The 23,348-nt window shown below is 64.8% G+C and carries 23 protein-coding genes; 15 read left to right on the top strand and 8 right to left on the bottom strand.

Annotation, left to right across the window (positions count from 1 at the left end; genetic code table 11):
• Positions 1-67 precede the first annotated feature (67 nt).
• The 3 genes from ACWA13_RS17935 to ACWA13_RS17925 all read left to right on the top strand — a co-directional run bounded on the left by ACWA13_RS17935 (position 68) and on the right by ACWA13_RS17925 (position 3,638).
• Positions 68-2,386, top strand: coding sequence for a heavy metal translocating P-type ATPase (locus ACWA13_RS17935; protein WP_463935749.1), 2,319 nt, complete (start codon positions 68-70; stop codon positions 2,384-2,386).
• Positions 2,387-2,417: 31 nt separating this feature from the next.
• The gene (locus ACWA13_RS17930; protein WP_463935747.1) at positions 2,418-2,672 is read left to right on the top strand and encodes a YHS domain-containing protein; all 255 of its coding nucleotides are present in this window, start codon (positions 2,418-2,420) and stop codon (positions 2,670-2,672) included.
• Between the two features lie 87 nt (positions 2,673-2,759).
• The gene (locus ACWA13_RS17925; protein WP_463935745.1) at positions 2,760-3,638 is read left to right on the top strand and encodes an alpha/beta hydrolase family protein; all 879 of its coding nucleotides are present in this window, start codon (positions 2,760-2,762) and stop codon (positions 3,636-3,638) included.
• A 24-nt stretch (positions 3,639-3,662) separates the two neighbouring features.
• Here the strand turns inward: ACWA13_RS17925 and ACWA13_RS17920 are convergent, their stop codons facing one another.
• Positions 3,663-4,004, bottom strand: a complete 342-nt coding sequence (locus ACWA13_RS17920) for a metal-sensitive transcriptional regulator (RefSeq protein ID WP_463935743.1) — start codon at positions 4,002-4,004, stop codon at positions 3,663-3,665.
• Between the two features lie 444 nt (positions 4,005-4,448).
• Between ACWA13_RS17920 and ACWA13_RS17915 the strand changes: the two genes are divergently transcribed.
• The 3 genes from ACWA13_RS17915 (at position 4,449) to ACWA13_RS17905 (ending at position 7,484) form a co-directional block, all read left to right on the top strand.
• A complete protein-coding gene (locus ACWA13_RS17915) occupies positions 4,449-5,396 on the top strand; it encodes a diacylglycerol/lipid kinase family protein (RefSeq protein ID WP_463935741.1) in 948 nt (315 codons plus the stop codon).
• 72 nt (positions 5,397-5,468) lie between these two features.
• A complete protein-coding gene (locus tag ACWA13_RS17910; protein WP_463935740.1) occupies positions 5,469-6,377 on the top strand; it encodes an aldose-1-epimerase in 909 nt (302 codons plus the stop codon).
• Between the two features lie 30 nt (positions 6,378-6,407).
• Entirely contained in the window at positions 6,408-7,484 is a 1,077-nt protein-coding gene (locus ACWA13_RS17905; RefSeq protein WP_463935739.1) for an FUSC family protein, read from the top strand.
• Here ACWA13_RS17905 and ACWA13_RS17900 read toward each other — a convergent pair.
• The 3 genes from ACWA13_RS17900 to purB form a co-directional block, all read right to left on the bottom strand.
• Positions 7,481-7,984 carry a GNAT family N-acetyltransferase gene (locus ACWA13_RS17900; protein WP_463935738.1) on the bottom strand — a complete coding sequence of 168 codons (504 nt, stop codon included), beginning with the start codon at positions 7,982-7,984 and terminating at the stop codon, positions 7,481-7,483. The two genes, ACWA13_RS17905 and ACWA13_RS17900, sit on opposite strands and share 4 nt — an antisense overlap.
• Before the next feature lie 390 nt (positions 7,985-8,374).
• Complete coding sequence (locus ACWA13_RS17895; RefSeq protein WP_463935737.1) at positions 8,375-9,046, bottom strand: histidine phosphatase family protein; 672 nt, start codon at positions 9,044-9,046, stop codon at positions 8,375-8,377.
• A 148-nt stretch (positions 9,047-9,194) separates the two neighbouring features.
• The gene (gene purB / locus ACWA13_RS17890; protein ID WP_463935735.1) at positions 9,195-10,637 is read right to left on the bottom strand and encodes an adenylosuccinate lyase; all 1,443 of its coding nucleotides are present in this window, start codon (positions 10,635-10,637) and stop codon (positions 9,195-9,197) included.
• A gap of 49 nt (positions 10,638-10,686) precedes the next feature.
• On the opposite strand from purB, the gene ACWA13_RS17885 reads away from it, so the two are divergent.
• Positions 10,687-11,187 carry a hypothetical protein gene (locus ACWA13_RS17885; RefSeq protein ID WP_463935734.1) on the top strand — a complete coding sequence of 167 codons (501 nt, stop codon included), beginning with the start codon at positions 10,687-10,689 and terminating at the stop codon, positions 11,185-11,187.
• Positions 11,175-12,587, top strand: a complete 1,413-nt coding sequence (locus tag ACWA13_RS17880) for a hypothetical protein (RefSeq protein WP_463935733.1) — start codon at positions 11,175-11,177, stop codon at positions 12,585-12,587. Before ACWA13_RS17885 ends, ACWA13_RS17880 begins: the two co-directional genes overlap by 13 nt.
• Before the next feature lie 21 nt (positions 12,588-12,608).
• On the opposite strand, the gene ACWA13_RS17875 is transcribed toward ACWA13_RS17880, so the two are convergent.
• Together ACWA13_RS17875 and ACWA13_RS17870 are read right to left on the bottom strand one after the other, a co-directional pair.
• The gene (locus tag ACWA13_RS17875) at positions 12,609-13,031 is read right to left on the bottom strand and encodes a phage holin family protein (protein WP_463935732.1); all 423 of its coding nucleotides are present in this window, start codon (positions 13,029-13,031) and stop codon (positions 12,609-12,611) included.
• 85 nt (positions 13,032-13,116) lie between these two features.
• A complete protein-coding gene (locus ACWA13_RS17870) occupies positions 13,117-14,253 on the bottom strand; it encodes a LacI family DNA-binding transcriptional regulator (RefSeq protein ID WP_463935731.1) in 1,137 nt (378 codons plus the stop codon).
• On the opposite strand from ACWA13_RS17870, the gene ACWA13_RS17865 reads away from it, so the two are divergent.
• The 5 genes from ACWA13_RS17865 to ACWA13_RS17845 all read left to right on the top strand — a co-directional run bounded on the left by ACWA13_RS17865 (position 14,252) and on the right by ACWA13_RS17845 (position 20,053).
• Complete coding sequence (locus tag ACWA13_RS17865) at positions 14,252-15,370, top strand: histidinol-phosphate transaminase (RefSeq protein ID WP_463935730.1); 1,119 nt, start codon at positions 14,252-14,254, stop codon at positions 15,368-15,370. The genes ACWA13_RS17870 and ACWA13_RS17865 overlap by 2 nt on opposite strands.
• Before the next feature lie 147 nt (positions 15,371-15,517).
• On the top strand, positions 15,518-16,774 hold the full coding sequence (pdhA, locus tag ACWA13_RS17860) for a pyruvate dehydrogenase (acetyl-transferring) E1 component subunit alpha (RefSeq protein ID WP_463935728.1): 1,257 nt from the start codon (positions 15,518-15,520) through the stop codon (positions 16,772-16,774).
• Positions 16,774-17,754: an alpha-ketoacid dehydrogenase subunit beta gene (locus tag ACWA13_RS17855; protein ID WP_463935727.1), complete on the top strand. Its 981-nt coding sequence runs from the start codon at positions 16,774-16,776 to the stop codon at positions 17,752-17,754. The genes pdhA and ACWA13_RS17855 overlap by 1 nt, the downstream gene beginning before the upstream one ends.
• A gap of 11 nt (positions 17,755-17,765) precedes the next feature.
• Positions 17,766-19,370 carry a dihydrolipoamide acetyltransferase family protein gene (locus ACWA13_RS17850; RefSeq protein WP_463935726.1) on the top strand — a complete coding sequence of 535 codons (1,605 nt, stop codon included), beginning with the start codon at positions 17,766-17,768 and terminating at the stop codon, positions 19,368-19,370.
• A gap of 44 nt (positions 19,371-19,414) precedes the next feature.
• Positions 19,415-20,053, top strand: coding sequence for a phosphatase PAP2 family protein (locus ACWA13_RS17845; protein ID WP_463935725.1), 639 nt, complete (start codon positions 19,415-19,417; stop codon positions 20,051-20,053).
• On the opposite strand, the gene ACWA13_RS17840 is transcribed toward ACWA13_RS17845, so the two are convergent.
• Entirely contained in the window at positions 20,050-20,478 is a 429-nt protein-coding gene (locus ACWA13_RS17840) for a universal stress protein (RefSeq protein WP_463935723.1), read from the bottom strand. The two genes, ACWA13_RS17845 and ACWA13_RS17840, sit on opposite strands and share 4 nt — an antisense overlap.
• A 75-nt stretch (positions 20,479-20,553) precedes the next feature.
• The gene (locus ACWA13_RS17835; protein ID WP_463935722.1) at positions 20,554-21,846 is read right to left on the bottom strand and encodes an aminotransferase-like domain-containing protein; all 1,293 of its coding nucleotides are present in this window, start codon (positions 21,844-21,846) and stop codon (positions 20,554-20,556) included.
• Between the two features lie 125 nt (positions 21,847-21,971).
• On the opposite strand from ACWA13_RS17835, the gene ACWA13_RS17830 reads away from it, so the two are divergent.
• Both ACWA13_RS17830 and ACWA13_RS17825 read left to right on the top strand, forming a co-directional pair.
• The gene (locus ACWA13_RS17830; RefSeq protein ID WP_463937966.1) at positions 21,972-22,313 is read left to right on the top strand and encodes a PadR family transcriptional regulator; all 342 of its coding nucleotides are present in this window, start codon (positions 21,972-21,974) and stop codon (positions 22,311-22,313) included.
• On the top strand, positions 22,310-23,281 hold the full coding sequence (locus ACWA13_RS17825) for a permease prefix domain 1-containing protein (protein ID WP_463935721.1): 972 nt from the start codon (positions 22,310-22,312) through the stop codon (positions 23,279-23,281). Before ACWA13_RS17830 ends, ACWA13_RS17825 begins: the two co-directional genes overlap by 4 nt.
• Positions 23,282-23,348 lie beyond the last annotated feature (67 nt).

The raw sequence follows: 23,348 nt of genomic DNA, 5'->3' as shown, positions 1-23,348 counted from the left end.
GCACCACCTACCACCCCGAGGGGCCCGACCGGACAGGTCAGGCCCGGCCGGGAGAAAGAAGTATCCAATGTCTGAAACTACCGCCTGGCAACAGGCGCCGGGCATCGACATCGAACTAGAGATCGGCGGGATGACCTGCGCTTCGTGCGCCAACCGGATCGAACGCAAACTCAATAAACTCGACGGCGTCATCGCTTCGGTGAACTACGCTACCGAGAAAGCCCGTATCACGGCCCCGGCCGGTTATGATCCCCAGGCCCTGGTCGCCGAGGTGGAAAAGACCGGATACACCGCAGCCCTGCCCAGCGCCCGGCGGGAACAGGAACGGGGCGGGGAAGAGAGCGCCCGCCCCGACGCCGAACTTACATCACTGAAACACCGGCTTATCGGCAGCGCCGTGCTCGCGGTCCCCGTCATCGCCATGGCCATGATCCCGGCCCTGCAGTTCAACTACTGGCAGTGGCTGTCCCTGGCGATGGCCGCGCCGGTGATCCTCTGGGCCGGCTGGCCGTTCCACAAAGCCGCCTACACCAACCTTCGCCACGGTGCCGCGACCATGGACACCCTGATCTCCATGGGCACCACGGGAGCGTTCCTGTGGTCCCTATATGCCCTGTTCTTCGGCACGGCCGGAACACCGGGAATGACGCACCCCTTCGAACTCACTGTTGCCCCCACCGACGGCGCTGCCAACATTTACCTGGAAGTCGGCGCAGCGGTGATCTTGTTCATCCTGGCCGGACGCTACTTTGAGAAGCGTTCCAAGCGCGAGGCCGGCGCGGCACTGCGCGCGCTGCTGGAGCTGGGCGCCAAAGACGTGGCCGTGCTTCGCGACGGCGACGAGGTCCGCATTCCCACCGACCAGCTATCGGTCGGTGATGAGTTCATCGTCCGTCCAGGTGAGAAAATCGCCACCGACGGCGTCGTTGTCAGCGGCCGCAGCGCGGTCGATGAATCCATGCTCACCGGCGAATCCGTTCCCGTGGAAGTGGGGGAAGGTGACAAGGTAACGGGCGCCACCGTCAACTCCGGCGGCCGCTTAGTCGTCCGGGCCACCCGCGTCGGGTCCGACACCCAGCTGGCTCAAATGGCCCAGCTCGTGGAGAACGCCCAGTCCGGCAAAGCCGAAGTCCAACGGCTGGCAGACCGGATCTCCGGAGTGTTCGTGCCCATCGTGATCGCCATCGCCACAGGCACGCTGGCGGTTTGGCTCGGCGCAGGGTTCCCGGTGACGGCAGCGTTCACCGCCGCCGTGGCCGTACTGATCATTGCCTGCCCCTGCGCCCTGGGCCTTGCCACGCCCACCGCACTGCTGGTGGGCACCGGCCGAGGGGCCCAGCTGGGCATCCTGATCAAAGGCCCGGAAGTGCTCGAGTCCACCCGCAGGGTCGACACCATCCTGCTGGACAAGACCGGCACCGTCACCACCGGCAAGATGACCCTGCAGGGCGTGCACACAGCAGCAGGCACCGAGACAAACGAACTGCTCCGCGTCGCCGGGGCCCTCGAGGACGCTTCCGAGCATCCCATCGCCCAGGCCATCGCCCGCGGCGCCGCCGAACGCGTCGGCGACCTGCCCGTCCCGGAGTCCTTCACGAATGTCGAAGGACGCGGCGTGCAGGGTGTGGTCGATGGACACCTGGTCATCATCGGACGCGAAACCATGCTCGAGGACTGGTCCCTGACCATGCCCGCAGACCTGGCCCGCATCAAAGCACAAGCCGAATTCGCCCGGGAAACCGCCGTGGTCGTAGCCTGGGACGGGCAGGTCCGTGGAGTGCTCACCGTCGCTGACGCAATCAAGGAAACCAGCGCCGAAGCCATCACACAGTTCCGCGCCCTGGGCCTTACCCCGGTGCTGCTCACCGGCGACCACCAGGTCGTCGCCGAACAGGTAGCCGCCCAGGTAGGGATCGACCAGGTCATCGCAGAGGTCATGCCCCAGGACAAACTCCGCGTTGTCACCGACCTGCAGAAGCAAGGCAAAGTCGTGGCCATGGTCGGGGACGGCGTCAACGACGCCGCAGCCCTGGCCCAGGCCGACCTGGGCCTGGCCATGGGCACCGGCACCGACGTCGCCATCGAAGCCGCGGACCTCACCCTGGTACGCGGAGACCTGCGGGCAGCCGCCGACGCCATTCGGCTCTCCCGCAAAACCCTCAGCACGATCAAAACCAACCTGTTCTGGGCCTTCGCCTACAACGTGGCCGCGATCCCGCTGGCCGCCCTCGGGCTGCTCAACCCGATGCTCGCCGGAGCCGCGATGGCGTTCTCCAGCATCTTCGTCGTCACTAACAGTCTCCGTCTGCGCTCCTTCAAAAGCCAGGCAGGAAACCCGTCACCGGCCGCCGCGCACTCCCGTGCACGGCAGCCGATCGACGCCTGAACCAACAACCCCACCACCGAAAGGAATCCCCATGGGAAGCTGCTGCAGAACCAACAACACCCCTAACGAGCCCAAAACCGAAGACCTGACCCTCACCGCAGGCCCAGGACAGGCCGATGACGCCGTCACCACGTGCCCGGTCATGGCCGGCACCCCCGTAGTCAAGGCTCTCGCAGAAGCCACCGGCCTATTCCGGGACTACGAAGGCAACCGCTACTGGTTCTGCTGCGCAGGCTGCGGACCGGCCTTCGACGCCGACCCGGCCAAATACGCAAACGCCGGCTGACACCGTCGGCGGCAGGAACGCCCACGCTGGGCGCGGTGACCAATAGCCACCGCGCCCAATGCTTACCGCTTGGAAGGACCCACAGCTATGACTGGTAGACCTCTGACCATTCGCTGCGAAGACGGTTACGAACTGCATGGCCACATTTGGGAACCTTGCGCCCTGCAAGTGGAATCATCCGGCTCTGTAGTCGTCATCGTCGGTGCCACCGGAGTCTTAGCCTCGTATTACCACCGCTACGCTTCCTTCCTCGCGGAGAACGGATTTATCGCCATCACTTTCGATTACCGCGGGATCGGGCAGTCCAGGGGAGTGAACATCAGAAACCTGGAGGCCAACTGGTACGACTGGGGACTGAAGGACATTGACGCAGTTCTCGAGTGGGCTGTAGCCAACGTCAGCTACGACCTTCACGTCGTAGGCCACAGCTTTGGCGGATTCGGCGTCGGACTGGCAAAACACGGCCAACAGGTAAAGCGACTCTTAACCGTCGGCGCTCAACACGCCCACTGGCGGGACTACCGTCCTGGACACCGGTTGCACTTCTGGTGGCGGTGGCACATCCTGATGCCTGCCATAACGCTCCGGCATGGGTACTTCCCCGGCAAGCGACTCGGATGGCTCGAAGATCTCCCCAAAGGCGTTGCCCTGAACTGGGCGCGAAGCCCAAGAGACTTTGCCGCAGGGGCAGGGCCTATGAGGAGAGCGGTATACGCGCATCAATCTTCCTTCACGGCTGCGACCCTTGCCGTTTCTGCTGCCGACGATCCTTTTGCATCCGAGACCGCCATCGCGCGGGGACTGGAATACTATCCGAATAGCCCCGCCATCGTTGTGCAGCTAAAGCCGCAGGACTTCAACAGCTCGGAAATCGGGCACTTCGCCCTCTTCCACAGCCGCTTCCGTGCCACATTCTGGACCGGAACCCTCCATTGGCTGCGTGACGGGACTAATCCCTGGGCCTAAGTACAACTGTCCGGCTTCAATATTTCAGGCACGAACGAAGCGGGCGATAGCCTCTGTGGCTTCCTGCATCTTGACCAGTCCAGCCTCATCACCGAGCTGCGCTGCATCCAGGACGCAGTGCTTCATGTGGTCATCCAGCAATCCCAATGCGACGCCGCGTAGGGCGGCCGTCAGAGCTGAGACCTGGGTGAGAATGTCGATGCAGTATTGCTCTTCGTCAACCATCCGGGCAATGCCGCGGGCCTGGCCCTCGATGCGCTTAAGCCGGGCCAGGTAGCGCTCTTTGTCAGTGATGTAGCCGTGGGTCGTGTGGCATTGCTCGTCATCGTTGGAGGCGACAGGCGGTTTGGCTGTGGATGGAGTCATGATTTTCCTTGAGGTATGACAGACGAGGGGGATCCTGTGCCCCGGGGGAAGGACGGCCCCTGCAGGACTTGGGCGGCGGCATCGATCGCACACCGAAACAGGCAACCCGCTGCCCAGCCGAGGACTTTGCTTGTAGGACCGCTCAGCCGGCCAACGCTTGCCCCCACACTTTCACGGGTTCCCATGCGGCTCCTTCGCGAACGATACCCCCTTAGGGTATAGGACTCCCGTAGTGAACTCAAGGCACTCGATCTGGCCTGACGTCACTGATGCACGCGAAGGAACCGAGTCGGAGGGCCTCCGTGACGACATCGCAGCACTGGTATCCGCCTTGGGGTAAAGCGATGCCACCAGCGGCCGACGGAAGGCTCAGGCACCGAACCAGTCCCGCCGCGTTACGCTATGACGGTAGGCCACACCAGCGCCCCCGCAGCGAAGGACGACATGACGAATTCAGGATCGATGGCCGCCAGGCGGGCAGCCGTCATTATCAATCCCGCCAAGCCCACCGACGTGGACGTTTACGAGATGGTCAAGCGCCATTCGCGGGACAACGGGTGGGGCGAGCCCATGTTCTTCGAAACCACTATCGAGGATCCGGGGCTGGGTCAGGCCCGGAAGGCGATGGAGCAGGGAGCCGACGTCGTTATCGCAGCAGGAGGGGACGGTACCGTCCGCGCCGTTGCTGAGGCCGTAGCGGGAACGGATACCCCGTTGGGATTGGTCCCGATGGGCACCGGGAACCTTTTGGCCCGGAACCTCGGTATGGACGTCACGGATTTGGAGGCTGCCGTTGTTGCTGCGCTGTTGGGCGAGGAGCAAAGGATCGACGTCGTCCGGGCCGTTCAGAACGGCAAGGGCGGCGAGGAAGCTGACAAGGTGTTCCTGGTGATGGCCGGGCTGGGGTATGACGCCACCATCATGGCGGACACCGACGAAGACTTGAAGGACAAGGTGGGCTGGCTGGCCTATGTTGACGCCGGTATCCGGAACCTGCCGGGAAAGCCCGTGAGGGCCACGATTTCCGTTGACGGGCGCCTCGTTGCCCACCGCCGCGTCCGCAGCATCATGGTGGGCAACTGCGGGAAGGTGCAGGGCGGCGTCGAAATTTTCCCGGACGCCAAGCTGGACGACGGCTTGCTGGACGTAGTGGTCCTGGCCCCGCGCGGCAGGTTCGGCTGGTTCTCCGTCATCGCCGGAATGATCGTCAAGGGCCGCAGCAAAGATACGTCGGTGGAGTACTACCAGGGTAAAGAAGTTGAGGTGCGCCTGGAACACGGCGAGGACTACCAGCTTGACGGTGACTATGAGGGCAACAGCAAGCACGTCACCATGACCATGCAGCCGGCCGCAGTGTCGGTCAGAATGGCCTCCCCCGGCTCGGCCAGTTAGCAGTCAGTAACCCCCAACCCCACCATCTGCCCGGCTGAAGCCCGGGCAGCATCCCCTTTGAAAGGAAGAGTCATGTCCAGTGCCACGCCCAATGGAGAGCTGATTACTTTGGAGGCGGGGAGCTACAAGGCAACTGTCGCCAGCGTTGGGGCGGGACTGGTTGGCTTGTCGTACCAGGGCAAGGACATCGTTCTGCCCTTCCCGACAGACCAACTGCCGCCTGCTTATGCCGGAAAGGTGCTCATGCCCTGGCCGAACCGGGTGACCGGCGGTGCTTACAGCTTCGGCGGGCAGCGCTATGAACTCCCGGTGAATGAGTCCGCTACAGGCAGCGCGCTGCACGGGCTTGCGCTGTGGAACGACTGGCAGGTTGAACAGCGCTCCGACGCCGAAGTGGTGTTCACGCACCTGCTGCGCGGCGAACCCGGCTACCCGTTCCAACTGGCACTGTCGGCGCGCTATGCCCTGGACGCTGACACCGGTCTGCGCATAGAGCTGGGTGCTGCCAACAGTGGCGCTGCCCCGGCGCCTTATGGCTGCAGCTCCCACCCTTACATCACGGTAGGCGGGGAGGACGTCGCCAATTGTGAGCTGGGTTTCCGGGCCGGCAAGGTGCTCCTGACCGATGAGGCGCTGCAGCCGACTGAGCTTCTCGACACCCGGGGTACGGAGTTCGACTTTTCCGGGCCCGGGTTGCTGGCTTCCCAGTCCCTCGACCACGCCTTTACCGCCCTTTCCGGGGGAACCTGGGACGTCACGCTCCGTAACCCCGCCCTGAAGCTCGCAGCCGTGGTGGAAGCCAGCGGAACCGATGCCCCTTGGGTACAGATCTATTCAGGAGAGCTGCGGGGCCGGAAGGGGCTTGCTGTTGAGCCGATGACTTGCCCGCCGGCGGCCTTCAACTCCGGCCAGGACCTGATTGTCCTCGAACCAGGCCAGTCACATTCCCTCACGTTCCGGATCCATGCCGTAGAGGGCTGAGCACCGGTTACGCCGCCCCGAAAGGCTACCGTGAAAGTCCTTGCCGATCTCTTTGCCATGGCTCCCGGCAATAAGGACCACCATCCGGCTCTCCGTTGCGCAATCGGCGTGTTCGTCCCGTTGACCACGCTGGTGTTGTCGGGACGGGTAGACCTTGCCATTTTTGCCTCCTTCGGGGCCTTCACCGGAATTTACGGGCGCGGCGAACAGCACGGCCCCCGGCTTGTTTCCCAGCTCAGGGCCGGAGGCCTCATGCTGGCAGTGATCCTGATGGGGGCGCTCACCGCCAGGATGGGACCGGCCTGGGCCATGAGTGCAGAACAGCACACGTGGCTGGTGGTCGCTGCAACCACCCTGGTGGCCGGCGGCTGTTCCGTGGCCATCTCGCTGTGGCGCATCCGCCCGGCCGGGTCCCTCTTCCACATCTTCGCGTTTGCCGCCATTGCCTCCATTCCCGGTCAGCCGCCACTTTGGCAGGGCATGCTTGTCTCCGTCCTGACGGTGCTGTTGTCCTTGCTGATTGGGTTCTCCTCCCGGGTGCTGCCGAGCCGGCGGACCCAGTGGCGGCTGCCGCCTCCCATCCGGCACACGGAAGGCGAGCGGCGCGCCGCCTGGCTGGAGGGTGCCGGTTATGTGGTGGCAGCCGGGTTGGCGGGTTCGCTGGCCACCCTTGCCGGGCAACGCCTGGGCTTCGGCCACAATTACTGGGCCATGGTGGCGGCCGTGGTTCCGCTGGTGGGCCACAGCACCCGTCACCGGATCAGCCGCGGCGTCCAGAGAATTCTTGGAACGGTGATTGGCCTGGTGATACTCGCCGGCGTCCTGCTGCTGGATCTTCAACCGTGGCAGACGGTTCTGATGATGGCTCTTTGCCAGTTCGGCGTGGAACTGTTCATCATCCGGCAGTACCTGGTGGCGCAGATATTCGTCACGCCCCTGGCCCTGAGCGCGACCCTTCTGGCCGGTTCGGCCGCCCCCGGCGCCCTCCTGCGGGATCGGATCGTGGAGACCGTGATCGGCGCTGCGGTGGGGATCGCCGTAGTCCTCTCGCCTGCCGCGCTTGCACGCATCCGGGCACGGCGGCATCAGCGCGAGTTACGGAGTTAGGCCATGGCGGTGTGCGCGGCGCTGTGCGAGTTGATGGTCTTCGCGTAGCAGCGCGACTGCGGGCTGTCCGAGTAGGGGCCGAACGCTGGTATCTCCTCGAAGCCTGAGTGCCTGTAGAAGGTGTGTCCGTCCGGCTGGGCTGAGCCCGCTTCCGCCGTGATCCTGGTGATTCCCTGCTTGTATGCCTCCGCCTCAAGCGCTGCCAGGATGGAACTCGCCACTCCTGAGCCGCGAGCGTACGGAATCACATAAAGCCGTTTAATCTCCGCGGTGTTCGCGTCCAGGAGCCGTAAACCGCCGCACCCCACGGGGTTGCCGGAGCTCTTTTCGTAGGCCACCAGGAATACGGCACAATCAGCGCCCGACGGCGGATTGCCGGGTTCGTGGTCCAGGGTACCGAAGCGGGCGTCCAGTTCGGCCTGCTGGGCTTTCCGAAGGTCCGCACCCACCGGATTCGACCAGGGAACCTGCCTGATGTTCAGCCGGGGATTGGTCTGCATGACTGCCTCGATTCGCTCGGTTCACCGAAGGGGTATGCCCAGTAAGCCTAGATTTGCGCGGTTACGGCGGTGTTTCCACCCGGTAAGGGCTCCGAGAATTTGTGGTCCCGGGGTGGATAATATGTATGCTTACTATCTGAAATTGCCCAATGAAGCGTAAGGAATGTGTGCGATGACCCTGGTCAATGAAAGAGCAAGCATGGATTCCTGGTTCGCCGCAGGGGACCGCGCAGGCCATGCACCTGTGCACTGTGGAATGCCCATGGAGTTTGCCCGTCCCTCCCTCGGGAAGCGCAGCGAATTGCTTGTTGGCTACACCTTCGAACGGCCGGAAGGACAAGTCACGTTGCCCCCGGTGTGGCGCTGTGCCTGCGGCTTCCAGTTGGACGCTCAGGCCTCGCGGCCGGTGGGATCCATCGCCGTGGGATCAGCAAATGCCAGGCCGCCAATGGGGCTGCCATCCCAGTGAACCAGCTGCCAGCCGGCATCGGGATCACCTTCCAGGATCACGATGCCGGTGTTCAGCAGCACGTGCTGGACGGCGAAGTCGTGGTCCACCCCCTTGGCGCGGGCGCCTGACCAGCAACGGATGGCGGCGCCGTGGCTGACCACCGCAGCAGCGGCTGAGTCTTCCAGAGCTGCGGCGTCCCGGGCGATTCCGGCGATGGCGGCGTCGAAACGCTCAAAAAACTCGTGGCCATTTGGTCCGGCAGGCATCCGCTTGTCCAGGTCTCCGGCCGTCCAGGAAAAGACTGTGCCCAGATAGCGGGCATGCGACTCGTGGTCAGTCAGCTTTTCCAGGGCGCCTGCCTCGATCTCGTGCAGCCCGTCCACGATCCGGGTTTCCAGGCCCAACGACTTTCCCAGCGGGGCGGCCGTGACCTGGGTGCGCAGCAGGGTAGAGGCATACAGCGCAGCGATGTTTTCGCCGGCCAGAGAACGGGGCAGGGCCTCAGCCTGGCGTTGACCCAGCTCGGTCAGTCCCGGACCCGGATGCGCGGTGTCCAGTTGGCCAAGTACGTTACCGGGAGTTTGTCCGTGACGGATCAGCAGCAGCCTCATGGGTCCAGTTTCGCACGACGCGGCTGCAGGCAGGGTTCAATCGGGGCCCGCCGGGGTAGCTGCCCGGCAGAGTCCAGGGAAACGGAAGGCGCCGGTCCACAGGAGCCCGGCGCCGCCGTCGTGATGATTCTTCTGCTGCGTGGGAACCTTACTTGAGGTGGTCCACCAGCTGGTCTGCGATGCCAATGTACTTGCCCGGTGTCAGCGCGAGCAGGCGGGCTTCGGCCTCCGGCGAGAGCCCCAGGCTCTGGACGAATTCCTGCATGCGCTCAGCGTCCACGCGCTGTCCGCGGGTCAGGTCCTTGAGGCGCTCGTACGGGTTTTCCATGCCTTCGACGCCGGCAATCGCCTCTGCGCGCATGACCATCTGGATGGCCTCGCCCAGGACTTCCCAGTTGGTGTCCAGGTCAGCGGCCAGAACGTCCTCGGCCACGTCCAGGCGGTCCAGGCCCTTGGCAACGTTGGAGATGGCCAGCAGGGAGTGCCCGAACGCCACGCCGATGTTGCGCTGGCTGGAGGAGTCGGTGAGGTCGCGCTGCCAGCGTGAGGTGACCAGGGTGGCGCCAAGGGTGTCCAGCAGACCGTTGGAAATCTCCAGGTTGGCCTCCGCATTCTCGAAGCGGATGGGGTTCACCTTGTGCGGCATCGTGGAGGAGCCTGTGGCGCCGGCAACGGGGATCTGGGCGAAGTAGCCGATGGAGATGTAGCTCCAGATGTCCGTGCAGACGTTGTGCAGGATCCGGTTGAAGCGGGCCACATCGGCATAGAGCTCAGCCTGCCAGTCGTGGCTTTCGATCTGCGTGGTGAGCGGGTTCCAGGTGAGCCCCAGGCCCTCGACGAAGGACCTGGAAACCTGCTGCCAGTCCGCTCCGGGAACGGAGGCCACGTGTGCGGCGTAGGTGCCGGTGGCACCGTTGATCTTGCCCAGGTATTCGGTCCTGGCGATCCGGTCCAGCTGGCGGGTCAGGCGGTGCGCGATTACTGCCAGTTCCTTGCCCAGGGTGGTGGGCGTGGCGGGCTGGCCGTGCGTGCGGGACAGCATGGGAACGGCGCGGTTATCCTCCGCCATCTTGCTGATCTGCTCCACCAGTGCACGGGCCGCGGGCAGCCACACGTCCTCCACAGCACCCTTGACGCCTAGTGCGTAGGAAAGGTTGTTGATGTCTTCGGAGGTGCAGCCGAAGTGCACCATGGCGGTCAGGTTCTCAATGCCGATGGCCGGCAGGCGGCGGCCGATGTAGTACTCCACGGCCTTGACGTCGTGGACGGTGACGGCTTCGATCTCGGCCAGTTCGCTGACTGACGCGGCATCGAATTCGGTGACGATGGAACGCAGCTGTTCCTGCTGCTCCGAAGTGAGCGGACCGGCGCCGGGGAGGACGTTGTTGCTGGTCAAGTGGATGAGCCACTCAACCTCGACGGCGACCCGGTCCCGGTTGAGCGCCGCCTCCGACAGGTAGTCGACAAGCGGCGCGACGGCGGACTGGTACCTGCCGTCCAAGGGGCCAAGAGCGATCTGTTCCGGGGAAGCGGCGAGGGCCCGGCGTCCGGAGGGCGTGCGGGTATCAGCTGTGGCGGCAGTTTCAGGCATGAGGCGATTCTTTCACGAACAGCGGCCGCCCCTTAAGCGGTGGCTGCGTATGACCTTTCCGCCACAGCCGGGCTCCGCCGTCACGCTTGCCCGGGCTGGTGCCGTTGTCCACATAACGCGGCGGGAGGCTGCCGTTCCCTGGAAGTGCTGCGTAGCGTCGGTTCCGGCTCGATTTTTGTTGGTGGCGTGGGGATACCGGGAGGAAAACGTGGACGGATGGCCGGGCATGGGCGGGGTGGGAGGATCCTCGGGAGTAGATGGCTTGGATGGTGCGGATCGCGGTGAGCGGTCAGAGCAGCTGCGGCTCCTGGCGGGCAGGATTGGTCAATGCGGTGACGACGGCGAACGCATCGGGGCCGGGCTGCGCCACGTCCAGTTGCTGGACTGGCAGTCACCGGCCGGGCGGGCCTACCGCAACAGTCTGGCCAGGCACTGCGATGCCTTGTGGCTCGCGGGACACACACTTCAGGCCGCCCGGGCCGCGGTCACCAGGCATGCAGAGGCTGTTGCGGAGCAGGAAACCCGGGGCGGTGTCCCATGGTGGACCTAAGGGACCTTGAGCCTGTGCAGGTCGGGCAGCTCCAGGTCCGTGGGGGCGTGGGCGGCATGACTTTCCAGCTTGAGGAACTGTTGGACGGGGCGCGGCGGCTTGAGGTGCTTTCCGCGGAACTGAGGAACATCGAAACCCGGCTGCAGGGGGCGCAGGGGAGTCTGTTCGCCTACCAGCTGGATACACCAGCGACGGGTTCGGCCGCCGTGATGGCCGTCCGGCGTGCACTGTCAGAAATGACTGCCGTCCGTTCCGGACTGGAGGACATCAGCGGAGGTGTCCGGGCGGCGCACCGCGATTATGAATACAACGAGGCCATGACTGCCCTGCAGCGCGCCTTGGGGCCGATCAGTCCGCTGCCCGACGGACCCGTGGAAGGGCTCGTTGGCTTGTGGCCGCCAAGCCGCGAAGCCACGGAATCCCTGGTGGGAAGCGCGCCGGTGGCACTGGGGCTCCTTCTGCTGGGGCTGCCCCGCAAAGAGGCCGTTCTGGTACTCGCGGCTCACGTTGCGGCCGGCCGCAGTGCCTCGGACATCCGCAGCCTGGTCCGGTTTGTGGCCGAGTCCTACGGCTCCCGCTATCGGCCGAGGGCAATCACTGCCAGTGCAGGACCCGCCCATCGGATCGTGCTGGACGCCAGTCCCGCCGGCCTGTTGGAGCGCGCGCGGCAGTTGGAGGACGAGCCCGGCGCCGCGGTGGAGGTGATCAGGGTGGAGGGCGGGGACGAACCGGCCTACATCGTGATCGTCCCAGGCACCCGCAGCGGCGAGGCCGGCGGCAGCGATCCCTTCGATGCCGCGGGGATAGTTGAAGGCCTGGGGTACGACTCCGCTGAGACGGCGGCGGCAATCCGGGACGGGCTTCATGCCGCGGGCGCAACGCAGGGCAGCCACGTGGTGGCCGTCGGCTACAGCCAGGGCGGAATCCATGCCATGAACCTGGCCCGGAACCAGGCCTTCCTGGATGAGTTCGAGCTCAAATATGTCCTGACCGCAGGTTCCCCTGTTGGCGGGGTGGAAGCTGTTCCGGACATAAACAGCCTGCACCTGGAGCACCGGCAGGACTGGGTGCCGGGCAGCGACGGCATGCCAGGCCCCGATGCCAGGAATCGGGTGACTGTCACGCTCACCGGACACGCAGAGACCCCCAAAGGAGGGGAATTCGGGCTGGGGCCAGGCCACTCGCTGGAAAACTACCGCGATGGTGCGGCCGAACTCCCTGGTAGCCCGGATCCGTCGCTCGTCGAATCCCTGGGCCTGCTGGGTAGCGTCGTGGGTGTGGGCGGCCTCGCGACCTCGACGAAGGTGGGGCTGACCCGGGTGCCGGAGCCGGCCCGCCAGCCTCCGCCGTTACCGCAGCGCACTGCTGACCGGGCGCCGGAACGGATACGGGCCCGCTAGCTCAGGCGGGCCGTGCGGTGATCAGCGCTTGCCCGGAAGCAGCCCTGACACCAGCGAGATGAGGGAGATGATGATGGCGCCCAGGATGGCCGTCCAGAAGAAGGAGTCGATGGTGAAGTGGATGGGCGTATAGCTGCTGATCCAGGCCGTGAGGTACAGCATCGCAGCATTGATGATCACCGTGAACAGGCCCAGCGTGAGGATGGTGATAGGCAGCGACAGCAGGCTGACCAAAGGCCTCACAAACGCGTTAACCACTCCGAAAATCAGACCGATAAAGAGGTACGCCAGGATGACCCCGATGACGTCGGTGCCCTCCGTGACTCCGGAGTTCGCCACCGCATTACTGGTGGCACTGCTGGAAATGTCCATCCCCGCCAGCAGCCAGCTGGCCACCCAGAGGGCAAGACCGTTGATCAGGACCCGAACGACGAATGAGCGCATGCGCCCATGCTCGCATACTGCGGCCTGGGGCCCTGGTTCCGGGTTGGGAAGGGGCGGGCATCAGGTGTCGGCGGCATCAGGAGTGTCAGGAAGCGGGGCCCACCGATTCGCGCCAGATGATGCGGTTGAGGGGAGTGGCCGACGGGGTGAACGTTTCGCCACGGATGACGGCCACCAGACGGCGCAGGGCGTCGGCTCCGATCCGTTCCAGGTCCACGTCAACGGTGGACATGGACGGTGCCAGGTACTCCGCAGCCTCCAGGTTGTCCCAGCCGGTTACGCTGACATCCTCCGGAACGCGCCAGCCGCGCATCAACGCGCCCCGCACCACGCCTGCAGCCACCACATCGTTGGCGGCAATAACGGCCGTGGGGTGCTGGTCTTCAGCAACAGCCAGCATCGCTTCCATCCCTGACCTGGCGCTCCAATTGCCCTCCACCACGCCAACGGAATCCAGGCCCAGCCGTTCAATCGTTTCCAGGTAAATCTGCCGGCGCGCGCGGGCGGAGGCGAACTGCGCTGAACCTGCCACATGCAGGAAACGCCGGTGCCCCAGTCCGGCCAGGTGCTCCATCATTTTCGTTACCGGAGAAGCGTCGGCCAACGCTCCGATACCGCGCATCTCGTCGTCGAAGTCGGCGGAGACCACAATTGCGGCACCCGCCGGGAGGCTGCTTCCAATGCCTTCGGCAAGAGGGGCAAGCGAAAGGATTCCTTCAACCTGTCCGGAATCGGCGAGCTCGAGCATCCGCTCCGTCCTGGACTCTGCATCCGGAAGGCTCAGGATTTCCAGGACAAAGCCGGCGTCATGCGCAGCAGCGCTGGCTCCGGCCAGCATCCGTGCCGGACTGTACGTGGCGGCAGGCAGCAGCACTGCCAGGCGGCCGGTGCGCCGGGTACGCATGGAACGGGCTACCAGGTTGGGCCGGTAGTTCAACGCTTCGATGGCGGCGCGTACCCGCTCGCGGGTGGGCGGCTTCATGCCCACATCGGAGCGCAGGTAGCGGGACACGGTCTGGTGGGACACGCCGGCCGCTTTGGCTACTTCCTTGATGGTGGGCCGCCGGGAAGGGCCGCCGGGCTTTTCCATCGAACCGCCTCTCCCGCCGCCGCCGTCACCAAGCTGATGAACGTTCACCACGTTAGCAGCGGTGCGTACCCCGGCAGTGGGGACAGCCGGACCATACCGATGGGTGAATGCCAACAGTAGGCTGGGTGCCATGATGCCATCTTCCACTCCCGCGGAGGGGGTGAGGCCGCGTCCCGTTGTGGGCCGTCTGCCCCGCTATTCCGCAGGTAAACCGCCCGCCGCCGTAGCCGGGCTCACCAGCTTCAAACTGTCCTCCAATGAGAACCCGCTTCCGCCCCTGCCGGAGGTCACCGCTGCCATCGCGGCCCGGACGGACTTCAACCGCTACCCGGATCCGCTGTGTACCAGGCTGAGGACGTCGCTCGCCGGCTTCCTGGAGGTGCCGGCGGAAGACATCGTCACCGGTGCCGGCAGCCTGGGTGCCCTCGGCCAGGTGCTGGCAGCTTTTGCAGGACAGAACGACGCCGGCGAGGCGGACGAGGTGGTTTACGCCTGGCGTTCCTTCGAGGCCTATCCGATCAGCGTAGGGTTGAGTGGCGCCACCGGCGTCCAGGTCCCTCTCACTTCGGACGGCAGGCACGACCTCGACGCGATGGCGGCCGCCGTAACTCCCCGAACCCGGGTGATATTGCTTTGCACCCCGAACAATCCCACCGGGCCGGCCATCACTGCCGCCGAAACCGAGAACTTTCTCCGGGCAGTCCCGCGGGATGTTGTTGTTGTTATTGACGAGGCCTACTTCGAATTCGTGCGGGCGGCTGAGGCGGTCAATGGAATTGATATCTACCGCAAGTACGCGAACGTAGTGGTCCTGCGGACATTCTCCAAAGCCTTCGGACTGGCCGGTCTCCGGGTGGGCTACAGCATTGCCCAGCCCGGACTCACCCGTTATCTGCGTGCTGCAGCAACTCCTTTCGCCGTGTCACAGATTGCCGAGGAGGCAGCGGTGGTGTCGCTCGAACACTACGGCCGGATTGTAGAAAGGGTACAAACCCTGGTGGATGAACGGACGCGGGTGGTGGATGGACTCGGGGAGCTTGGCTTGCGTGTCCCGGACGCCCAGGGCAACTTTGTCTGGCTGGACCTCGGACCCGGCGCGGCGGATTTCGCAGCTCAGGCCGCGGACCTGGCGCTCTCCGTGCGGGCCTTTGCCGACGAAGGCGTCCGCGTAAGCGTGGGCGAACCGGAAGCGAACTCCCGGTTCCTGCAGCTGTGTGCGGACTATACAAAAGCGCCACGGGGTTCCTAGCGCTTAACATTAGGCCTTTACGGACCTTACTGAAGATAAAGTAAGAGGCAACAAGCCAAAATATATGCACAAACCGGAATGCATTCCATCTGAGGCATATATCCCAGCGATTGCGCCGCATCCGGATGCGGCAAGCAAGGAGACGGTATGGGCGCCACACATTTGCCCTCCACCGAGTTCGACGGAACCGCCGTCGACGAGCAGCGCGAAGCGAGTGCCGAGACCCTTCTGGGCGGACCGGGCGTGGACATGGTCCAGCTGCTCGACGTTGACGGCAGGCTTGGCGAGGACGAAACCTTTTCCAGCTATGCCAAGCGCCTGGACCCGGAAAAGCTCCGTGGTTTCTACGCGGACATGGCCAGAATCCGCCGCTTCGACCAGGAGGCCACGGCTCTGCAGCGCCAGGGCCAGCTGGCCCTGTGGGTGCCGCTGACTGGTCAGGAGGCCGCGCAGATCGGTTCCGGCCGCGCCACGCAGCCGCAGGACTACATTTTCCCCACCTACCGGGAGCACGGTGTGGCCCTGACCCGGAACGTGGATTTGGCCGAGCTGCTGCGCCAGTTCCGTGGTGTGTCCAACGGCGGCTGGGATCCCAGGGAGACGAACTTCCACATCTACACGCTCGTGTTGGCAGCCCAGACCCTCCATGCGGTCGGATATGCCATGGGTATCCAGCGCGACCAGTTGCTCGCGGATGCGATCGGTGCGGATTCGATCGGAACAGAAACAGCCGTGGAGCCTGAGGAGCGAGCCGCGGTCGTCGCCTATTTTGGCGACGGTGCCAGCTCGGAAGGCGACGTCCACGAATCCATGGTGTTCGCTGCGTCCTACAACGCCCCGGTGGTGTTCTTCTGCCAGAACAACCACTGGGCCATTTCGGTCCCCAGCACCGTGCAGACCCGCATCCCGCTGGCCAACCGCGCCAAAGGCTACGGTTTCCCCGGCGTCCGGGTGGACGGCAATGACGTCATTGCCGTGCACGCCGTCACCGAGTGGGCTTTGGAGCATGCCCGCAGCGGCAAGGGCCCCGTGCTGATCGAGGCGTTCACCTACCGGGTGGGTGCGCACACCACGGCGGACGATCCCACCAAGTACCGCGAACAGGCGGAAGAAACGGCATGGCGGGCCAAGGATCCGCTGGACCGCCTGGAAAAGCACCTTCGTGCCGAAGGCTATGCTGACGATGCCTTCTTCGAGCAGGTCAAGGCTGACGGCGACGAGCTGGCAGCCTACGTCCGCCGCACCGCTTACGACCTCAAGTCTCCTGACATCCGCGAGAGCTTCGCCAATGTTTACGCGGAGGCCCATCCGCTGGTGGCAGAGGAACTTGCCTGGTTTGAGCAGTACAGCGCGGGATTCGCCGCCGAAGAAGCAGACGCCGACGCAAGCGAGGATGCCCGCTGATGACCACCATGACCATCGCCAAGGCCATTAATGAAGGTCTCCGCGCCTCACTGAAAAGCAACCACAAAGCGCTGCTGATGGGGGAGGACATTGGTGCCCTGGGTGGGGTGTACCGCGTTACTGAAGGCCTGCTCGCCGAGTTCGGCCCCTCCCGGGTAGTGGATACCCCGCTGGCTGAATCGGGCATCATCGGCACGGCCATCGGCATGTCGCTGCGCGGTTACAGTCCGGTGTGCGAGATCCAGTTTGATGGCTTTGTGTTCCCGGGCTTCAACCAGATCACCACCCAGTTGGCCAAAATGCATGCACGCAGCAGTGGCCGTCTGTCGGTTCCCGTGGTAATCCGCGTGCCGTACGGCGGCGGCATCGGCTCGATCGAGCACCACTCCGAGTCCCCCGAGGCGTTGTTTGCGCACACGGCAGGCTTGCGCATCATCACGCCCTCCAATCCGCACGATGCCTACTGGATGATCCAGCAGGCCGTGGAATGCAAGGATCCGGTGATCGTTTTCGAGCCGAAGCGCCGGTACTGGCTCAAGGGCGAGGTGGATCTTGATTCGCCCGGAATTGCCGCGGACCCCTTCAAGGCCCATGTGCTTCGCGAAGGAACCGACGCCACCATCGTCGCTTATGGTCCGCTGGTTCCGGTGGCCCTGGCTGCTGCCAACGCGGCCGCGGAGGATGGACGCAGCGTCGAAGTGATCGATCTGCGCTCCATTTCGCCCATCGATTTCGATGCCGTGACGGCATCCGTCGAGAAGACCGGCCGGCTGATTGTGACCCACGAGGCCCCCACCTTCGGTGGCATTGGCGGGGAGATCGCAGCCCGCGTCAGCGAGCGGGCGTTCCTGTCCCTCGAAGCGCCGGTGATCCGCGTGGGCGGCTTCCACATGCCCTACCCGGTGGCCAAGGTGGAGGAAGACTACCTGCCGGACATCGACCGCATCCTTGAGGCGCTGGACCGCGCCCTCGCCTACTGACCTAGGACATCATGACCCTGAAGAAATTCAACCTCCCGGACGTCGGCGAAGGACTCACAGAGGCGGAGATCGTCTCCTGGAAGGTCAGGCCCGGCGATTCGGTGGCCATCAACGACATCCTCTGTGAGATCGAAACGGCCAAGTCACTGGTGGAACTGCCCTCCCCTTACGCAGGCACCGTGCGTGAGCTGCTGGTCCCCGAAGGCGTAACCATCGACGTCGGCACCGCCATTATCAGCGTCACTGAGGGCGTGGCGGGGGATCCAACGCCTGCTGACGCGCCGGTGCCCGCTGCCGCCGCGCCGATTGCCCCCGCCGACCGGTCAGGCGCCGAGCCGCTGATGTACGGAACGCTTCCCGCTGATGACTCGGATGCCGCCGGTGCCTCTGATGGCATGGCGGGCCGCCCGCTGGTGGGCTCCGGTCCCAAGGCCGACGCCGTTAAGCGCCGCCCGCGGATTTCGACAGGCCCAGCCAACGGCCCGGCAGGCTCACGGACCGGCGGCGCCACCGGCGCCCTGACGGTCAATGCCCCGGAAGTGGAACCCGTCCAGCCCCATACCCCGGCCGCCGTGACCCAGCCGCCGGCACCTGCGGCAGCATCCATCCCGGCAGCCGCTGAAAGCCAGGCACCCGGCGCCCGCTCCGCCGTCGAACATTCCATCGCATCCACGGCAGCCGCTGCGCAGGCCGGCATCGCGGGCATCACCGGACTGGTGAACCGCGTGCTCGCGAAGCCGCCGGTCCGCAAGATCGCCCGGGACCTTGGCATCGACCTGGCTGACGTCGTCGCCACCGGCTCCCACGGTGAGGTGACCCGTGAGGACCTGGTGAGCTACCAGGCCCAGCGCGATGCCGAACTGGATAAGGCGGAGGGCTTCTGGGGCAAGGCGGGACGGCCGCAGGAGCAACGGATCGAGCGGATTCCCGTGAAAGGCGTGCGCAAAGCCACGGCCAAGGCCATGGTGGATTCGGCCTTCGCCGCGCCGCACGTGAGCATTTTTGTGGATGTTGACGCCAGCCGGACCATGGAATTCGTCAAGCGGCTCAAGGCGTCCCGCGATTTTGAAGGCATCAAGGTCTCGCCCCTGCTGATCCTGGCTAAGGCCGTGATTTGGGCTGCCGCACGGAATCCGAGCGTTAATGCCACGTGGGTGGACAACGCGGAGGGCGGGACGGCGGAGATCCACGTCAAGCACTTCCTGAACCTCGGGATTGCCGCAGCCACGCCGCGCGGGCTCATGGTGCCGAACATTAAGAACGCGCAGGACCTGTCCCTGAAGCAGCTGGCCCTGGCCCTGAACGAGCTGGCCACCAGCGCCCGGGCGGGCAAGACCAAACCCGCGGAAATGCAGGGCGGCACGCTGACCATCACCAACATCGGTGCCCTGGGCATCGACACCGGCACGCCGATCATCAACCCTGGCGAGGTGGCGATCGTGGCTTTTGGCACCATCAAGCAAAAGCCGTGGGTGCTGGATGGCGAAGTGATTCCACGCTGGATCACCACCCTCGGCGGCTCCTTCGACCACCGGGTGGTAGACGGCGACCTGTCCGCACGCTTTATGGCCGACGTCGCCGCCATCCTTGAGGAACCGGCGCTGCTGCTGGACTGACCGGACGCGGTGAACGCACCGTATCCCGTGATTGACTGGACCCCGTGAAAACCGCCACCCCTACTGCCCGGATCCGTGAAGCCAGACGCCGGGCCGCAAAGATCAGGGCGGCGAACGTCCTCTCGGAGGTTTTCCAGCCCCCGGTGACGGTGCTGGCCATGCTCCTGCTGAGTCCCGCCGTCGAGCCCGGTTTTCCGGCCACCGCCGGCTATGGTGCGGTCGCCGGGCTGTTCGTCTGCGTCCTGCCGCTGATCCTGGTCCTGGTGATGGTCCGGCTGGGTAAGGTGACCGACCACCATGTGAGCACCAGGAGCCAGCGGCCGCTGGTGCTGCTCATGGCGCTCGTATCGGTGCTGGCGGGCATCGGCGTTCTGCTCGTTGTGGACGCACCGCGAAGCGTGCTTGCCGCCATGCTGTCCGTAGTTGCCGGCGTCTTCCTTGTCGCCATCATCAGCGCCTACTGGAAGATCAGCGGACACGCGGCGGCAGTGTCCAGCGCCGTGGTGGTGATCATCGCAATTCTGGGGCCTGCCTGGCTGCCGCTTCTGGTGCTCATCCCGGCCGTCTGCTGGTCACGCCTGGTGCTCCGCGCCCACACGCTTGCGCAGGTCGTAGCGGGAACACTCTTTGGCGCCGTGGTAATGGCCGGAACGTGGTGGCTGTTCCTGCAGTGGCTGCTTTAGCCGGCGTCGTAGGTGTTGGCGATGTAGACGTCGCAGGAGGCGTTGTGCGCCACGCTGTTGGCTACGCTGCCCAGCACGCGGGCGATGCCCAGCATGCGGCGGTTTCCTACCACGATCATCTGCGCGTCCAGGCGTGCCGCCTCATTGATCAGCGCTTCCGCGGGTTTGCCGCGCGCGGCCGAGTAAGTAACACTGACATCCCGGCCCAGGGATTCGGCCACCGTCCGCGCTACGTACTCGGCGCCGTCGGCATCGGAGATGATGACCTGGTCGCTGCCGCTGCCAAAGACTTCGGTGCGGTCCTTGTCGAAGGCGGAGATCACATGGAGTCCCGCCCCCAGGGCCAGGGCCAGGGTGTGCGCCTTTTCGGCGGCCTTTTTGGCTGTAGGGCTGCCGTCCACTCCGACAACGATGATTCCACTCATGCGGGTAACTCCTTTGTTCCGTAGCGCTCGGGCGTCCTGTTCAGTCCGGTGGGGCCTAGATTACAGTGCTGCAGCCTAAAGCGCGTCGATGGCCCCGCGCAGCACCGGAGCAAGCCGGCGCACGCCTTCCGTGATGGCTTCCGGAGGAACGGCACTGAAAGCCAGACGCAGCTGATTGGACGGCTCGTCCGACGGCGTGAAGGCAGCTCCCGGGATGAACACCACTCCGGCATCAATCGCCTTTTGCAGCAGGGGGTAGGTATCCACGCCGTCGGGAAGGGTAACCCAGACGAAGAAACCGCCCTCCGGGTGCGTCCAGCTGATGCCCCCGGGCATGTGCTCTTCCAAAGCGGCCAGCATGGCCCGGCAGCGTTCGGCGTACAGGCCGCGGTAGGTTTCGATCTGGCCCAGCCAGTCGTAGTCGCGCAGATAGGCAGAGACGAGCATTTGGTTCAGCGACGGCGGACAGAGCGTGACTGCCTCTGCGGCCAGGTAGTAGCGGCGCTGCAAGTGCTCTGGAACCAGTGCCCAGCCAATCCGCAGGCCCGGGGCGAAGATCTTGGAGAAGGAGCCCATATAGATGACGTCATGTGGGTTCGTCGCCCGGAGCGGCGTGAGTGGCCGGCCGTCAAACTTCAGCAGACCGTAGGGGTTATCCTCCAGAACTAAAACATTCGCCGCGCGGCATATATCAACGATGTGCTGGCGCCGGGCCGGTGCAAGCGTGATGCCTGAGGGGTTGTTGAAGTTGGGGATGGTGTACAGGAACTTGACGTTCTTTCCGGCTGCCTGGAGTGCTGCGATTCGTTCCTCGAGGACTTCAGGCACCAGGCCGTCGTCGTCCATGTCCACCGTCTCCACCTGGACCTGGTAGGCCTCGAACGTGTTCAGGGCCCCCACATAGGTCGGGGTTTCAACCAGGACGACGTCACCCGGATTGCAGAACAGCTTGGTGGCGATGTCCTGGGCGGACTGTGACCCGGCGGTGATGACAACATTGGCCGGTTGTGCATCGGTGATGCCCTCGGCGGCCATCACCTGGCAGATCTGTTCGCGCAGTTCCAGGGTGCCCTGACCGTTTCCGTATTGCAGTGCAGTGAGGCCGTCGTTGGCGATGATCCGCGAGGCGGTCTGTGCCAGCTTGTCCAGTGGCAGTGATTCCAGGTAAGGGCTGCCCCCGGCCAACGACACCAGCCCAGGTCTCAGGGAAATGTCAAAGACGTCACGGACTGCGGACTGCTTGATGTTGGCGGCGCGCTCCGAGAACAGTTCATCGTGGCGGTGGGCGGATGTTGCCGCACGCTCGAGGGCGTCAATTGCTTCTGCCGGCAGCAGCTCTGCTGCGGAATCAAGTGTTTCGTGGGTCACACTTGCAAGGATACCAACAGGGGTTGTCTCATACGCAACCCCTGTTGCCTTGAGCTAGCGGCAGAGTGGGAAGCGCGGCAAAGTGTCGGTTGCAATAGTGTGTGAGACACACTATTGTCCTTGCCATGGGCATCGAAGAAACCACAGCAGGCCATATCCAGGAACTGCGGCGCGGCACAGTGGTGCTGGCGTGCCTGGTGCGGCTCGAAACGCCGGATTATGGCTACGCCCTGCTCGAATCCTTGAACGCGCTCGGCATCATCGTGGACGCGAACACTTTGTACCCGCTGCTGCGCCGTTTGGAGAAGCAGGGGCTGCTGGAGAGCGAATGGAATACGGACGAAGCCCGGCCGCGGAAGTTCTACCGCACCAGCCCGGCCGGTGAGGACCTCGCCGTCGTCCTTAAGAATGACTGGCGCCGCATCGACGGTGCACTGGCCGGACTAACCAGGGGAGAAGGAAAATGAGCAGTCTGACAGACCGTTACATCTGGGCCGCCGCGCGCAGTGTTCCGGAGTCGCAGCGGACCGATTTCGACCAGGAGCTGCGCGAACGCATCGGCGACGACATCGATGCCCGCGTCGAGTCTGGCTCGGGCCAGGCCGACGCCGAGCGGGAAGCCCTGACCGGGCTGGGCGACCCCGCGCAGACCGCCGCCAGCTACATCGACAGGCCGCTGCACCTCATTGGTCCGCGGTATTTCCTCACCTGGCTCCGTCTCCTGAAGACCATTGCCATGGTGGCGCTGCCGTTTGGCACCGCAGGAATCCTGCTGGGCCAGCTGATTAGCGGCGCGTCTTTTGGCCAGATCGCGGGAGCCACGGTTTCCGGAGCCCTCTCCATCGCCGTCCATGTGTTCGGGTGGACCACCCTGGTGTTTGTGATCATTGAACGCAGCGGCAGTCCGGTGCCAACCGATAAGTGGTCCGTGGAGCAACTGCCTGAGGTCCCGGACAGCGGCCGCGCAGCCCGCCGGAGCGAGCTGATCGCGTCGCTGGTGTTCCTGGCCCTGTTCATCGGCGCGGTCATCTGGCAGCACTTCGGAGTGGTGTTCCGCGACGGTGTCCGGGAGCCCATCCCGCTCCTGAATCCGGAACTGTGGTCCTTCTGGATCCCGTACTTAATCCTGTTGCTGGTGCTGGAAGCAGTATTTGCCGTCGCCGTTTACCGCACGGGTTGGACCTGGCAGCTGGCGGTGATCAACGCCGTGATGAACCTGTCCTTCATCCTTCCGGCTCTGTGGCTCTTCCTGTCCGGACGCCTGGTTGACCCGGCGTTCCTGGAGGTCATCGGCTGGCCGTGGGGACCAGGCGCCGGGCCGGTCATAGCCGCTGCCGCTGCCGTTGGCGTGATCCTCGGCGCAGGGTGGGAGATTCTCGACGGCTTCCGCAGGGTCAACCGCGAACGCGCCGCCCGGCAGGTCCAGCCCGTTTAACGGGCGCTGCAGCCACAAAACGGTAAGCCCCGCACGCCCACTGGGCGTGCGGGGCTTTCGTTGCTTA

The sequence above is a fragment of the Pseudarthrobacter sp. TRD_SC_9 genome, assembly GCF_055361265.1.
This window is presented reverse-complemented; position numbering and strand designations above follow the sequence as displayed.

What these genes read in the sequence shown, in the direction of transcription:
- ACWA13_RS17935 (WP_463935749.1), top strand. Translation starts at nt 68, where the DNA reads ATGTCTGAAACTACCGCCTGGCAACAGGCGCCGGGCATCGACATCGAA.
- ACWA13_RS17930 (WP_463935747.1), top strand. Translation starts at nt 2,418, where the DNA reads ATGGGAAGCTGCTGCAGAACCAACAACACCCCTAACGAGCCCAAAACC.
- ACWA13_RS17925 (WP_463935745.1), top strand. Translation starts at nt 2,760, where the DNA reads ATGACTGGTAGACCTCTGACCATTCGCTGCGAAGACGGTTACGAACTG.
- ACWA13_RS17920 (WP_463935743.1), bottom strand. Translation starts at nt 4,004, where the DNA reads ATGACTCCATCCACAGCCAAACCGCCTGTCGCCTCCAACGATGACGAG.
- ACWA13_RS17915 (WP_463935741.1), top strand. Translation starts at nt 4,449, where the DNA reads ATGACGAATTCAGGATCGATGGCCGCCAGGCGGGCAGCCGTCATTATC.
- ACWA13_RS17910 (WP_463935740.1), top strand. Translation starts at nt 5,469, where the DNA reads ATGTCCAGTGCCACGCCCAATGGAGAGCTGATTACTTTGGAGGCGGGG.
- ACWA13_RS17900 (WP_463935738.1), bottom strand. Translation starts at nt 7,984, where the DNA reads ATGCAGACCAATCCCCGGCTGAACATCAGGCAGGTTCCCTGGTCGAAT.
- ACWA13_RS17895 (WP_463935737.1), bottom strand. Translation starts at nt 9,046, where the DNA reads ATGAGGCTGCTGCTGATCCGTCACGGACAAACTCCCGGTAACGTACTT.
- purB (WP_463935735.1), bottom strand. Translation starts at nt 10,637, where the DNA reads ATGCCTGAAACTGCCGCCACAGCTGATACCCGCACGCCCTCCGGACGC.
- ACWA13_RS17885 (WP_463935734.1), top strand. Translation starts at nt 10,687, where the DNA reads ATGACCTTTCCGCCACAGCCGGGCTCCGCCGTCACGCTTGCCCGGGCT.
- ACWA13_RS17880 (WP_463935733.1), top strand. Translation starts at nt 11,175, where the DNA reads ATGGTGGACCTAAGGGACCTTGAGCCTGTGCAGGTCGGGCAGCTCCAG.
- ACWA13_RS17875 (WP_463935732.1), bottom strand. Translation starts at nt 13,031, where the DNA reads ATGCGCTCATTCGTCGTTCGGGTCCTGATCAACGGTCTTGCCCTCTGG.
- ACWA13_RS17865 (WP_463935730.1), top strand. Translation starts at nt 14,252, where the DNA reads ATGATGCCATCTTCCACTCCCGCGGAGGGGGTGAGGCCGCGTCCCGTT.
- ACWA13_RS17870 (WP_463935731.1), bottom strand. Translation starts at nt 14,253, where the DNA reads ATGGCACCCAGCCTACTGTTGGCATTCACCCATCGGTATGGTCCGGCT.
- pdhA (WP_463935728.1), top strand. Translation starts at nt 15,518, where the DNA reads ATGGGCGCCACACATTTGCCCTCCACCGAGTTCGACGGAACCGCCGTC.
- ACWA13_RS17855 (WP_463935727.1), top strand. Translation starts at nt 16,774, where the DNA reads ATGACCACCATGACCATCGCCAAGGCCATTAATGAAGGTCTCCGCGCC.
- ACWA13_RS17850 (WP_463935726.1), top strand. Translation starts at nt 17,766, where the DNA reads ATGACCCTGAAGAAATTCAACCTCCCGGACGTCGGCGAAGGACTCACA.
- ACWA13_RS17840 (WP_463935723.1), bottom strand. Translation starts at nt 20,478, where the DNA reads ATGAGTGGAATCATCGTTGTCGGAGTGGACGGCAGCCCTACAGCCAAA.
- ACWA13_RS17830 (WP_463937966.1), top strand. Translation starts at nt 21,972, where the DNA reads ATGGGCATCGAAGAAACCACAGCAGGCCATATCCAGGAACTGCGGCGC.
- ACWA13_RS17825 (WP_463935721.1), top strand. Translation starts at nt 22,310, where the DNA reads ATGAGCAGTCTGACAGACCGTTACATCTGGGCCGCCGCGCGCAGTGTT.